Raw genomic sequence first — 12,836 nt, 5'->3', positions numbered from 1 at the left:
CGCTATTTTGTATAAACATATAGCTTAACGTTCCTTGAAAAGGCGATATTTCACTCCTTGCACTGGCTGTTGGCGGCTATGCTTGAGACTAGCTTTATTTTTGCAGCAAGCGCCAATGCAATAAAATTGTCTTGATAGTGCGGCAAGATGAAGCCGCTAGCCCTTGTTTATCGCGACTGGAGATGTGTTTGTGCCTCATTTAGTGCTTGAATATTCACATAATCTTACCCATACCTTCGATTCAGATAAGTTGTTGCTTGGCCTACACCAAGAGGTTGTAAACAGTGAGCTGTTTGCAACGGATGATATCCATGTGCGTTGTCAGGATTATCATCAATATTTAGTGGGTGGCAGTATCACCAGCTTTGTCCATTTAGCGGTTGTGGTTGAACCAAGGTATGACTTTGGTGAGAAGAAGCGACTGGCCAATACTTTATTGTCGGTGTTAGCCAACACCTTTCCTACGGTGAACAATGTGGATGTCGATATACGCGAGGCAGAGCACAGTTGTGTCGGCCAGCACCGGGTTGCATTACAAGCGGTAGACAAAGAAAGGGTCTATTGTAACTAGTTACTCACGCATTACTCGCTAGTAACTGCTTCAGCCTAGGTCAGGCCGTGGCCGAAGCAGCGGATGGGTTATAAGTTGCTGGTGGATGAAGGGCTCAAGGGTTGTAAGCTGGCTTCTAGCACGGCAACGCCATTGGGTAGATCAACCTCTTTGCCAAGGGCTTTCATGCTCGAACCGAAGGCGTGCACGGTACGAAACAAGTTATGGGCGCGGCTCTGCTCTCCCATTTGGCCTATCCTCACGATATTGGGGCCAAAGGAGCCTGAGATTTCGACCTTGTAATGGCTCGACATAAAGTTAAGTAGCTCCATCGAATTGATCGTGTCAGGAACATTGATGCCCACCACCGAATTTAAGCGTGCGGGTGCGGGGACGTACAAGGACAATCCCATCGCCTCAATACTGGCTTGCAATGCACGCGAGCAAATCAAGTGTCGTTCAAAGCGTTTGGGCAGGGTTTCATTGCACACTAAGCGTAAGGCTTCGTGTAGCGCCAAGATACCGGAAACGGGAGCGGTATAATGGTAAGACTTTTTATACCAAAATTGATCGGCTAACTTGGCGTCTAAACACCAATGACGCAGGGTTTCCTTTCGGTTTGAAATGACCTGCCATGCTTGATCCGAAAATGCCACTAAGGACACCCCAGGAATGGAAGACAAGCCTTTTTGACCGCCGGTGATCACCGCATCAATATGCCATTTATCCATTTCAAGTGGCATCGTACTTAAGGTACACACTGCATCAACGATGACCAGGCAATGATGCTTTTTGGCTAAGGCACAGATTTCAGGTAACGAGCGATTAAAAACCGTGTTGGAGGTTTCCCCTTGCACTATGGTCAGCACCCTTGGCTGTATCTCCTCGATTAGCCGAGCGACTTCTTCAATATCGGCAAATTCCCCGTTCGGGACGGTATAACGTGTCACATTGGCTTGTGCTCGAGTGGCCATTTCAGCCAATCGTGAGCTGAAGAAGCCATTACAGATGCTCAATACCTTGTCATCGGCTTCAACGAGGTTGACGATGGCCATTTCCATTGCGGCCGAGCCGGGGCCCGCCACCCCGAGGATGTGTTGTGATTCGGTTTGAAATACATAACGTGCCATGGCTTTGACTTGCTCAATAATTTGCGCCATGGTGTTGCCAAGGTGATTGATGACGATCGAGTTGGCTGAGGCAACCTTAGCCGGAATCGGGACTGGGCCTGCTCCCATCATCAACAGGGGTTCATCGGGTAGAATATTGTCCAAAGGAACAATATTAGGCACTTGGATATACATGATAGGGGTCCTTAGCAGGCAAAATCAGCACAAAGTAACAAAAAGTTATCCATTTTAGCTGGGAATGCGGCTTAGGTTAAAGCCAATATGCATTGAAAGTGGTATAAATGACTAAAAGACTGTGGGTAAAGTCAGAAAATTCATTAAAGAGTATTCGCGGCTAAATATCATTTTCATTATACTCACGTCATACTAGAGAGGTTTAATCAGGGACGAACATGGCTAACTCGCAAAAACCAGAATCATTACCATACCTAACACCAACTCAGGTTGCAGAAAAGTTTAAAGTATCACCCATTACTGTTAGACAGTGGTCAAGCAGTGGTAAGTTAAAGTGCCAAACTACACCGGGTGGTCATCGTCGTTATTTACCGGAAGATGTCGCTGAGTTTGCTAAGAGTGCAGGGATCTCTCTTGATGAGCTTAACTCTGGTCCTTGCCGGATCCTGATTGTTGAGGATGATTCGCAGCTTTCTCACTTACTGCAAGAGTTTGTCAGTTCATTTGATGATTCACTTGAAGTCTACTTGGCTGAAGATGGTTTCAGAGCCGGTGAAATGTTACATACCATGAAGCCAGATCTGATTTTATTGGATTTGATGATGCCAGGAATGAATGGTTTTGAGGTGTGTGAGCGTATTAAGCGTAACCCTGCTACACGTAATATTAAAGTTGTGGCGATGACAGGTTTTAGCTCGGAACATAATGTGAACCGAATTTTACATGCTGGTGCAGAAACGTGTTTGAAAAAGCCGATTGATTTTGCTTTGTTACGTGAGATCTTGGCGCAATGCCGAGGAAAAAAATCTGCCTAATTTAGCGGTTTAGGGCAACTGGCGCGGCATTATTTGCCGACCTTAAGGTGTGTCCATGTCGAGAATAAATAATCTGCATTGGGTCGCTGTGATAGTGATTGTCATGGCTATTGTGCTCGTGGTTCAAGGCATGCTGTTGTCCGCCCTGCAACAAGATGGCCAAGCCCGCCATGGCCAAGCGATGGCATTATTAGATGATAATGGCGTCAAGGTAGAGCAAGCTTTGCTGCTTAATTTGGTTGAACGGCCGGAACATGTAAAGCAAGCTGTTGTGTCGGCTATGTCCCTAAAAGGCTTGCGCAAAATTATCGTATTGGATCAGGCCGGTCGGGTTATCTTTGCCAACAACAGTATCTGGTTGCACCACCAAGTTGCTGATCTTGCAGATTATGTACCTATCCTAGCTGCCAATGCGCCGCTTTCCTTTGAGAAACAATTCCAAGTGAGCCGTGATGGCAGCCTGCTGCATTATACCAAGCAGCTAAGCTTGCCTTTTACTGCGCCTTTGGCGGAAGTGAAGCTGTATTTTGAATATGAGTTTTTAGAGCCTGCCATCCCATTCGAGTTTATCGCCAATCTCACCCTTTCACCCGGCGGTATGGCATTTTTGCTGTTTGTCATTTTATTTATTGCTTGGTTTTATCGCGCTGCGTTATGGCCATTAAATCACTTATCTTTAGCGTTACAGAATTATGGTAAGAGTAAGGAGCGGCTCTATCTTGATGAGCAGGGTGCAAGTCAAATTAGGCGGCTAACCCGTTTATTTAATAATATTCATCATCGACAAAATCGCGCCAGGCGCCAGACCCAAGAGCAGTTACAGCAACATTTGGCCATCTTTTCGGCCATTGATGATGGGGTGGTTTTACTGAGTGAAAAAGGCCATGTACTCGCCCTTAACCCTGCCGCGTGTCGCTTATTTCAAGCCAATGAATCGTCCTTGGTGGGATGTTATGTCTCTCAGCTTCCCGGCAATGCTATCAATTTGAATCAGGCATTTATGCAAGTCCAAAAAGATGGCCAAGCGATGGAATTTAGCGGCCAGTTGAACTTTATGTTTGATTCTTCAACGCGCCATGTTGCGGGGCAAGTGAGCCGTATCAATGCCGAACCGCCGCAATATTTAGTGTGTATGCATGACACTTCTCCTGAGCATTACCTTGAGGCGGCCATCGCCAGTTTATCTGAGGAGGAAGCGAACACCGATCCCCTTACGCATATTTGTAACAGCGTGGCTAACGCATTAAACATGCCTTGGGTGTACATAGTGCGTCGAGAGTCGGGTAGTGAGCGTTTGTACCTGCTGGCAGGGTGTCAGGGGCAGCAGTTCCCTGGGCAAGCCGATCTGGCATTTAGTCCGCTTTATGAGCTTTTCCATCAAGGTGACATGTTAATGATGGGGGAAAAGGTGAACCAAGTGTTTGGCAGCGACCCATTCGTTAAAGCGCAGCACCTTAAATCGTTTTTTGCCGTGCCCCTTCATGACGACAAAGGGCAGGTGGCGGCGGCGTTATGTGCCATGCATTTTAAAAAGTCTGAATCGCATACCGTACGTGATTTATTACGCATTGCTGCGCGAAGGGCTGAGTTAGAGATGCAGTACAAGGCACAAGATAAACAAATTCGTGCGTCTGATTTGTCGCTGCGTCAGTTGCTCGATAATGTGCCTCACATGATCACCATGCGTGATCGACGCCATCAAGTACAATTAGAAAACCTAGCGGCTAGGCAGTTCCGTCAACAATTGGCTGAGCAACAAGCGAATAATCTCACGGCACAATCCGTGATGCTCGCCGAGAAGGTGAAGCAGGGCGTGACATTGCGGGAGATCCGTGAAAACACCACGGAGCAGGGCCAAGTCTGTTTTCATGAGGTGGTGTGCTCACCTTATCATCAGGTCAATAGTCGCCAAGCAATGACATTAGAGGTCGCCACCGATGTGACCGAATTGATGCAAGCGAAAACCACCTTGCAGCGCAAGGTGAATATTCTCGATGCGCTCAATGAAGTGCATCGCAGCTTAGTCACCCAAGATAATGACGCTAAGTTGCTTCATGAAATATGCCATATCTTGGCGCAAAAGCTGAATTTTCCGTTAGTGTATGCGGTTCAGCTAGATCATGACGAAGCCCTTGAGCTGAATCTGGTGGCGGCCATCAGCGAGCTCGAATCGGTCGATAGCCTCGTTACCGACTATTGCTTGAGCGATATTGGTTTATTCCAACAGCTGTTGGAAAATCAACATGTTATTCGAATCAATAGTTTGATTGACTACAAGTTATCTAACACGAGTCACCGTTTGGCCAGCCAAGGCCTGCGATCCATGATGGCTATCCCGATCCAATGTAATGATAAGGTGACCCATGCCATATGTATCTACGGTCCCAAGTCTGATTACTTTGATCAAGAAGATGAGTTGATTTTCAATCAGCTTGGATTAGATTTGTCCCTCGCCCTTGAGCACCAGCAGACCACATCGACCAAGCGTCAATTGGAGTTGCAGTTAATGCAAACGCAAAAGATGGAAGCCATTGGTCAGCTTACTGCGGGAGTCGCACACGACTTTAACAATATCTTGGCGAGTATTTTGGGTTTTACCGAACTGTCTTTGATGCGGGTGAGTTTAGAAGAAGACAAAATAGCCGATTACTTAAAGCAGGTGATCACGGCAGGCAAACGAGCACAAGACTTAGTCGCGCAAATGTTGGCTTTCAGCCGACCGAGCGATCAATTCCATCAGGCTGCGGTGCCACTCACTTTAGCCATGGCATTAAAAGAAGGCTGTCGCATGTTGGCAGCCACCTTAGGTAAGGATATTCAGTTAGACTATCAAATTGGTCGTAATGCCAATCAAGCGGTTGCCATCACCCCCACTGAATTTCATCAGGTATTGATGAACCTCGTGCTCAACGCGCGCGATGCGATGAATGGTGAAGGTGAAATCAAAGTGGGTTTAGATCATTTAACGGCCTCTGAAACCTTGGAATGCCGCTCTTGTCGTAGCCCATTCCAAGGCGAGTATTTAGTATTAACAGTGACCGATACCGGCTCCGGGATGGAAGAAGCGGTGATCCGCAATATTTTCTCTCCCTTTTACACCACCAAGGAAGTGGGCAAAGGCACAGGCATGGGGTTATCGGTGATCCACGGCTTAGTGCATAACTTAGGTGGCCACATCAGGGTAGTGAGCACGTTGGGCCAAGGTAGTGAATTTAAAGTGTATTTTCCTGTTAGTGCAGCCCTCTCTGCGCCCATTGAAGCGCCTGCACTGAGCGTATTTAAGTACCCAAGCTTGCGTAACAAGCGGGTGTTGTTAGTCGACGATGAAACCAGCATCTTAGAGTTTTTAACGGATTTATTAACGGCCGCCGAGGTGAAAGTCAGTGCCTTTAGCGACGCCCAGCAAGCATTTGATGCCTTTATGGCGGCGCCGCAATCATTTGATATTGTGGTTACCGATGTCATGATGCCACGTATGACGGGGCTAGAATTAGCGCGGCGGCTCACTGAATACAATACTCTGCTGCCCGTTGTGGCCATCAGTGGTGATGATATCGCTAATTTGTCCAGCGAACAGAGCGTGTTCGTTGCTCAGTTAGAGAAACCGTTTTCTGCTGCTGTCTTTATGGAGACATTGGCCGATTTATTTACACCGGTTTCGGCCTAGCTGAGCTTACGTATTCGCTGTCCTTCGGATTCGGCTAAAGCCCTTCGGGCGTAAGCATTCTGTGCGTCGTTGAGCAGTATTTACTTAGAATGCTAAGCTACACACTGCTCGCCTTGCTCAAAACGCTTTTAGACAGGGTGTCTCCCACTCGAACAAAAATTAACCGCGAAAGGTCAACAGGCCCTAAGTGCAGGTAAACGCCACTTTTATCGCTAATCCACCTTGTGAGGTTTCGCGGTATTTGGCATTCATGTCTTTGCCCGTCTCATACATGGCCTCTATCACCTTATCTAATGAAACGCGCGCTTGTGAGTTACGGCGTAGCGCCATACGTGAAGCGTTAATGGCTTTCATCGATGAAATGGCATTACGTTCAATACAGGGCACTTGCACTTGGCCAGCGACCGGATCGCAAGTTAAGCCTAAATGATGCTCCATGGCAATTTCGGCGGCGGCGGTCACTTGCATCGGGCTGCCGCCCATGAGTTCGGTTAAACCTGCTGCAGCCATTGAACTCGACACGCCTATTTCACCCTGGCAACCGACTTCCGCACCAGAAATGGAAGCATTGCGTTTGTACAAAATGCCTACCGCGGCACAGGCTAAGAAAAAGCGGGTGTATTGTTCGGTGCCAACGGGTTCAATAAATTTATCGTAATAAGCCAGCACCGCGGGAATAATACCTGCCGCGCCGTTGGTGGGGGCGGTGACCACACGGCCGCCGGCCGCATTTTCTTCACTGACCGCAAGGGCAAACATATTAACCCAATCTATGATGATCATAGGGTCGACGTTATGTTGCCCAGCCGTGGCTAGTTGGCGGAATAAAGTGGGGGCTCGGCGCGGCACGCGCAAAGGCCCGGCTAAGACACCTTCGGTGCGACAGCCGCGATCGATGCCTTCTTTCATGGTTTGCCAGATTTTACCAAACGCGGTGACGATGCTTTCGCGGTCGCGCAAATGCAATTCATTACGCATCATTAAGGTACTGATGCTTAAGCCGTGTTCAACGCATTGGTCGATCAACTGCGCTGCTGAATCAAAAGGATAAGGAACGGTGACATCATCAAGGACATCCTGACCGAAGTGCTCGGCATCAACAATAAACCCGCCACCAATCGAGTAGTAGGTTTTGCTATAGGCCAGCTCATCGCCTTTATAAGCGTCTATTTTCATGCCGTTTTCGTGTAGCGGCAGGGCTTGACTGATAAAGCGGATAGCATCTGATTTAAACTCAACCGTGTGTAGATGCAAGCCGATGGGTAATTGCTCGTTAGTTGCCACTCGGTTAAGAAAGTCTGGGATCATGTCTAGATCAACATTGTCTGGGTTAAAGCCGCCTAGCCCTAATATGATGGCCGTGTCGGTATGGTGGCCTTTGCCCGTCAGCGCTAATGAGCCATGGATATCCACGCTGATGCGAGTGATATCCTTCACTATTTGTTGTTCAATCAGATCATCAACAAATTGCTTAGCGGCTTTCATGGGGCCAACGGTGTGAGAGCTAGAAGGGCCAATGCCAATTTTAAAGATATCAAAAGCGCTATACATAATCCGTTCCTTTCTTGTTTGGGCCAGTGTGACTGGCCCTTTATTTATTGTCGGCTATCTATTTGACTGGTGATTAAGCCAAAAGTTTGAAAACGATGGCTGAGATAGCGACTAACCCCATTACGGTGATAAATACATTGGCGATAGTGCCTTGGTATTTAGCCATTGCTGGCACACGTTTAATGGCGTACATCGGCATCAGGAATAAAATGGTTGCAATAATCGGGCCACCTAGGTCTTCTATCATGCCAAGCACACTTGGGTTGATGATGGCCACCACCCAAAGGGTGACGATCATAAAGCCGATGGTAAACAGGTTAACGTGCTTTTTCTGTAGCGGTTTACCCATAGCCTTGGCTTGTTTCATGATGATGCCGTTCATGCCTTCGCGGGCACCAAGATAATGACCGAAGAAAGAAGAAACGATAGCGACAAAAGCAACAATAGGGCCGAAGTAAGAAATAAAGACATTGTCATGGACGTTCGCGAGATAAGACAGCACAGGTAAGTTAGCGGCCTTAGCGTCGGCTAGCATTTCTGGGGTTAAGCTCAGTACCACAGAGAACACAAAGAACATGACAAAGCCGAGTAACATGGCCGAGGTGCGCTTTAAGATGGCATCGGATTTTGCCACGGCGGCATCGCCATATTGCTCACGTTGTTTACGGGCAAAGCTACTCACGGCTGGTGAATGGTTAAAGGCAAAGACCAGCACCGGAATAGTGAGCCATAGGGTAGTGGTAAAATCCATCACACTTGGCGCTTGGCTAATAGCAGCAAAGTTCCAGTCTGGGATCAGATAAATCGACATACCGGCTAGGATAGCAACCAAGGGATAAACCAAAAACTGGGTGATTTTTAGCATCATTTTTTCACCGGCAATCATCACCGCCATCATCCCCATGATCAAGGTGATGGACAGTAACCAACGGGGCATAGATGCCATGCCGAGTTGAGTGGTCATAAAACTGTCTACCGTATTGGTGATGCTGACACCATAAATCAATACAATGGGGTAGATAGCGAAAAAGTATAATAAGGTGATGAGCTTACCTGCGCCCTTGCCAAAATGCTCTTCAACCACATCGGTAATGTCAGCCTTGGGGTTGTTCGATGAGAGAACAAAACGAGAAAGGTTGCGGTGGGCGAAGTAGGTCATAGGGCCAACTAAGATAGCCATGGCTAACAAGGGCCAAAAGCCACCTAATCCCGCATTAATGGGTAGAAATAGAATGCCAGCACCTACGGCGGTGCCAAATAGGCTTAACACCCAAGTGGTGTCTACCTTGTTCCAGCGCGAAGCTGATAATGGAGTTGAGTCGGGATCGGTTGCCACTGTGGTATCGAGTGCCGCGGCAGTAAGGGCGCTGGTTTCTGACTTCATAATGTCACCTTGTTGAGGCTGATGCGAGTAAGATGGGTGTTGATAACACCTCCCAGAGTCGAGCCACGATATGTTTGAAAGTGGTCGGCTTGATTAGGATTATATGAAGGGGGGTTAAGGCAGATAGTTAGGGAAAACCCGTAATCCCGTTGGGTAGGTCTATATCGGTTGTCAATAGCAAAAATAAAAGCATTCTAAAACAAGTGGTTAAAATCTTATTTTTAGGGCGTTAAAATGAAGTCAGTTGGGGTTTTGTGATGGATTTGTGATCCATCGCAAACTGGTCCGTTAGCGTTGGGAGACGGCATGTATATCGGTGAATTAGCAAAAAAATCTGGGGTGAGTATCAAAGCGATTCGACATTATGAAGCGATAGGTTTGATTAAATCGCCGCTACGACAGGGTAAGTACCGCGTCTACGATGCCAGCTATCTCGATGTGCTGGCTATGATCAAACTGGCCAAAAATTTAGGGTTTAGTCTTGAAGAGTTAAAACAAATCGCGGCAGCTAAGACTCAGCAGGGCTTAGTTCCTATGGACCTCTTAGTCGAAAAGATTGACCAAAAGCGCCAGCGTCTCACTGAGCAGCAAGCGCAAATCCAAGCCCAATTAGCAGGGTTAACCTCTCTTGAACAAAGCGTTGCCGCTTACAACGCTTGTTTGCTTGAGAACATCACAGCGTGAGTTAGATGTTTTGCATCGCTTGGTGATAAATTCTGAGTACCGCATTGCGTGGCAACAGGCGGTTTAGGAATACAAAAAACTTGTTTTCAAACAGCGGGATTTCCCTCGATTTACCGCTAAATAAAGCCGCTAGGCCTAATTTGGCTACTCGCTCGGGCGAGGTGCGGTTTTTACCAGCGAAGGTGCCATTGCCTGCCTTGGCGGAATCTTCGCCAGCAAAGGTGAAAAAGCCGGTATCGGTGCGACCCGGCGATAAACAAGTCACCACTACCTTGTGGGGTTTCAGCTCTAACGCTAGGGATTCGGTTAGGCTCGCGACATAAGCCTTGCTGGCGGCATAGGCGGCCATATAAGGCTGAGGTTGGTAAGCGGCAGTGGACGCCACATTCATTATGTGGCCTTGGCCTTGTTTGATCATGCGCTCGGCAAAGTACCGACTTAACTTAGTCAGTGAGATCATATTAAGTTGCAACATGGCGTCGATATCATGCTCGGCTAGGTTAAGGTGCTCGCCATACAAGCCAAACCCTGCATTGTTAATGGCAACGTCAATGGCGTGCGGATAGTCATCCAATTGAGCGACTAAATGAGCTAGCCCCGCACTGCTTGATAAGTCGGCCGTGATAGTGAGCGCGACTTGATTTAACGTCGCTTGCAGTTGGTTTAGCACCGACGTATTTCGCCCGTGTAAGATCAGGCTATAGCCTTGCTCACTCAATTGTTTGGCCAATGCTAACCCGATGCCAGATGTGGCGCCGCTGATAAATGCTGTTTTCATAACTTGCTACCTTGTTGGTTGGGACTGGTAGCGAGTCTACCGTCTCCCCTATAGGGGAGAGTCAACGGCTGATGTGAAATTATTTTTGCTTGGTTAACTAGGGCCTGTTGACCTTTGGAGCTTGTTTTTGCAGCGATTTGTTGGGTATTTATACAAGGAAGCGACTTTGTGGCATAGTCACCTACGCGAAAAGGCGCTAACGCAGTAGAAATGACCAACAAACGCTGTCCTTTGGATTCGGCTAAAAGCGTTTTGCGCGTCGTTGAGCTGTATTTACTTAGAATGCTAAGCTACACACCGCTCGCCTTGCTCAAAACGCTTTTATCTCGAACAAAAATTAACCACGAAAGGTCAACAGGCCCTAATATTGCTAATTAAGCTGCTTACCTCTCGTCTCGGTGTGTGACTAAGGCTGGGCGCTTTGCCAACCCGGATTAACATTTGCACCGTGTTAGATTGAGGAATGTTGAAGCGCTGTTTAAACTCTCGCTGCAGTGGCAACATATCGGCATATTCCTGTAATACTTGGCTCATGGGGTGAATCGCTAACCCCATGGCGGTGGCCATTAAGTTTAAGCGACAATAATCACGGCCAACTTTCACTTGGTCAATCCGCTCATTGTGCTGGGTGGTTAGCCAAGCAAAGGTGCTGGTGGAAGCGGTGATCCGCTGCGCCATATCGACACTTTGCTTACCAAACTCAGTTGGGTCGCGCTCGGTACTGGCGCGATCTAAAAAGAAGTTCTCTGCCAGCATTTTCTTAAACCCGGTAACGCCATTATGGGCGAGGCCAAACCCGTCTCGATATTGCTGAATTTCAGCCTCATTAAACCTAAACATCGCAATGGTTTCTAAATCTCGCGCCTTATTGCCCACTTCCAGTTGCATTGCTTGGGTGAGCATCTGGCGTAGATAAGCTTGCTCAGCGTCTGTGTCTATCAAAGTTAATTGACCACTCGTGCTTTTTGACCAATCAAGTAGCTGAGACTTTTGTGCTGGGCTTAGCAGGCTGTTGTCGTAATTCCGCTTGTTAGACTGGCGGGTAAGGACATAGTCAAACAACGGGTCACGGCTGATATTGGCTTGCGGCAAGAGGGTGACACGCGCCACAGGTAATTCAGCCAGCGTGAGATTGCTGTAACTGCCAAGGGGGAAATAGTCAATATTGGCCTGATATCCATGGGCGCTGGCGGCGATACTTAAGGTCTCTAAAAATGTGCCTTGGCCAATATGGATTTGTCTTGCATAAGGGTCGGTTTCGGGCAATAAGCGGGTTTGGTCGACATATAAATCAAAACTGTTTTGATCCAGTAGCCGAATTTGCCATGGCTGCTTGTTGTGTGGGTTAGGGCTCAAAATGGCATAGGCCAAAAGCTTCAAGCGGATATCTTGGATACTCTGATCGGGGCCATTCCAACCATAATCCAGTTTGGTTGCGCCGTCGCTGCAGGCAATCAAGCTGCTGCTTAACGTGGTGAGGGCAAGCCCCATGCCGGTGATTTTAATAAAGTGTCGACGATCCATAAGTAGCCCCTTAAATGAGATGTTTGCATTCCATGGAATATAAATTAGTATTCCTCGGAATGTTTGTCAACCAGGTTTTCTCCATCATGAATTCAATAGAGCAAAAACAGCAAAGGATCGTGATCCAACTCGGGATCGTACAACAGTTGATGGGCACGCGAATGCAGCAATTAATCAAACCACTCGGGGTGAGCAGTTCGGAGTTTGCTTTGTTAAATCACTTTAGCCATCAGCCAACACGTAGTTGGACGATTTCAGAGTTGGCTAAGGTTATGGAAATGAATCAACCGGGGATCACTAAGGTGGTGGCTAATCTTATTGAAAAAGGTGCCTTAGTGGCCACGCAAGATAAAACCGATAAGCGCAAGCGTCATCTCACCATTACAGGACAAGGGTTACAACTTGGTCGAGATAGTATGGCCAGGTTGGCACCTGATATCGGTGCGTGCTTCGCCGATTGGCAAGAGCAGGAGCTTGACCAGCTGTTAGCAACATCAGCCAAACTAATGGAATGGTTAGATAATCACCGATTACCAACCAAGTAGTGGATTGAGATCAGGGAGTCGCTAGCTTGGTAGG

At 47.7% G+C, this 12,836-nt stretch carries 10 protein-coding genes; 5 read left to right on the top strand and 5 right to left on the bottom strand.

Going from position 1 to position 12,836, the window contains the following annotated elements:
• Positions 1-163: 163 nt before the first annotated feature.
• Entirely contained in the window at positions 164-571 is a 408-nt protein-coding gene (locus K6Y21_RS15890) for a 5-carboxymethyl-2-hydroxymuconate Delta-isomerase (RefSeq protein WP_233072869.1), read from the top strand.
• A gap of 68 nt (positions 572-639) precedes the next feature.
• Here the strand turns inward: K6Y21_RS15890 and K6Y21_RS15885 are convergent, their stop codons facing one another.
• Positions 640-1,854 carry a pyridoxal-phosphate-dependent aminotransferase family protein gene (locus K6Y21_RS15885; RefSeq protein WP_233072868.1) on the bottom strand — a complete coding sequence of 405 codons (1,215 nt, stop codon included), beginning with the start codon at positions 1,852-1,854 and terminating at the stop codon, positions 640-642.
• A gap of 218 nt (positions 1,855-2,072) precedes the next feature.
• On the opposite strand from K6Y21_RS15885, the gene K6Y21_RS15880 reads away from it, so the two are divergent.
• Positions 2,073-2,669, top strand: a complete 597-nt coding sequence (locus K6Y21_RS15880) for a response regulator (protein WP_233072867.1) — start codon at positions 2,073-2,075, stop codon at positions 2,667-2,669.
• Positions 2,670-2,724: 55 nt separating this feature from the next.
• On the top strand, positions 2,725-6,336 hold the full coding sequence (locus tag K6Y21_RS15875) for an ATP-binding protein (protein ID WP_233072866.1): 3,612 nt from the start codon (positions 2,725-2,727) through the stop codon (positions 6,334-6,336).
• Between the two features lie 183 nt (positions 6,337-6,519).
• On the opposite strand, the gene K6Y21_RS15870 is transcribed toward K6Y21_RS15875, so the two are convergent.
• Positions 6,520-7,887, bottom strand: coding sequence for an L-serine ammonia-lyase (locus tag K6Y21_RS15870; RefSeq protein WP_233072865.1), 1,368 nt, complete (start codon positions 7,885-7,887; stop codon positions 6,520-6,522).
• 73 nt (positions 7,888-7,960) lie between these two features.
• Positions 7,961-9,271: a serine/threonine transporter gene (locus tag K6Y21_RS15865; RefSeq protein WP_233072864.1), complete on the bottom strand. Its 1,311-nt coding sequence runs from the start codon at positions 9,269-9,271 to the stop codon at positions 7,961-7,963.
• Positions 9,272-9,577: 306 nt separating this feature from the next.
• Between K6Y21_RS15865 and K6Y21_RS15860 the strand changes: the two genes are divergently transcribed.
• Positions 9,578-9,955 (top strand): MerR family transcriptional regulator, encoded by a 378-nt coding sequence (locus K6Y21_RS15860; protein WP_233072863.1) that lies wholly within the window; start codon positions 9,578-9,580, stop codon positions 9,953-9,955.
• 1 nt (position 9,956) lies between these two features.
• Here K6Y21_RS15860 and K6Y21_RS15855 read toward each other — a convergent pair whose 3' ends face one another.
• Both K6Y21_RS15855 and K6Y21_RS15845 read right to left on the bottom strand, forming a co-directional pair.
• Positions 9,957-10,733: an SDR family NAD(P)-dependent oxidoreductase gene (locus tag K6Y21_RS15855; RefSeq protein WP_233072862.1), complete on the bottom strand. Its 777-nt coding sequence runs from the start codon at positions 10,731-10,733 to the stop codon at positions 9,957-9,959.
• A 351-nt stretch (positions 10,734-11,084) separates the two neighbouring features.
• Entirely contained in the window at positions 11,085-12,257 is a 1,173-nt protein-coding gene (locus tag K6Y21_RS15845; RefSeq protein WP_233072861.1) for an Acg family FMN-binding oxidoreductase, read from the bottom strand.
• An 86-nt stretch (positions 12,258-12,343) separates the two neighbouring features.
• Between K6Y21_RS15845 and K6Y21_RS15840 the strand changes: the two genes are divergently transcribed.
• The gene (locus tag K6Y21_RS15840) at positions 12,344-12,802 is read left to right on the top strand and encodes a MarR family winged helix-turn-helix transcriptional regulator (RefSeq protein WP_233072860.1); all 459 of its coding nucleotides are present in this window, start codon (positions 12,344-12,346) and stop codon (positions 12,800-12,802) included.
• Positions 12,803-12,836: the final 34 nt, after the last annotated feature.

The sequence above is a fragment of the Motilimonas eburnea genome (genome assembly GCF_021295345.1).
Lineage (GTDB): Bacteria > Pseudomonadota > Gammaproteobacteria > Enterobacterales > CBDFNC01 > Motilimonas > Motilimonas eburnea.
This window is presented reverse-complemented; position numbering and strand designations above follow the sequence as displayed.

Excerpts from the sequence above, each read along its gene's own strand:
- K6Y21_RS15870 (WP_233072865.1), bottom strand. The coding sequence starts at position 7,887 with ATGTATAGCGCTTTTGATATCTTTAAAATTGGCATTGGCCCTTCTAGC.
- K6Y21_RS15845 (WP_233072861.1), bottom strand. The coding sequence starts at position 12,257 with ATGGATCGTCGACACTTTATTAAAATCACCGGCATGGGGCTTGCCCTC.
- K6Y21_RS15865 (WP_233072864.1), bottom strand. The coding sequence starts at position 9,271 with ATGAAGTCAGAAACCAGCGCCCTTACTGCCGCGGCACTCGATACCACA.
- K6Y21_RS15880 (WP_233072867.1), top strand. The coding sequence starts at position 2,073 with ATGGCTAACTCGCAAAAACCAGAATCATTACCATACCTAACACCAACT.
- K6Y21_RS15860 (WP_233072863.1), top strand. The coding sequence starts at position 9,578 with ATGTATATCGGTGAATTAGCAAAAAAATCTGGGGTGAGTATCAAAGCG.
- K6Y21_RS15840 (WP_233072860.1), top strand. The coding sequence starts at position 12,344 with ATGAATTCAATAGAGCAAAAACAGCAAAGGATCGTGATCCAACTCGGG.
- K6Y21_RS15885 (WP_233072868.1), bottom strand. The coding sequence starts at position 1,854 with ATGTATATCCAAGTGCCTAATATTGTTCCTTTGGACAATATTCTACCC.
- K6Y21_RS15855 (WP_233072862.1), bottom strand. The coding sequence starts at position 10,733 with ATGAAAACAGCATTTATCAGCGGCGCCACATCTGGCATCGGGTTAGCA.
- K6Y21_RS15875 (WP_233072866.1), top strand. The coding sequence starts at position 2,725 with ATGTCGAGAATAAATAATCTGCATTGGGTCGCTGTGATAGTGATTGTC.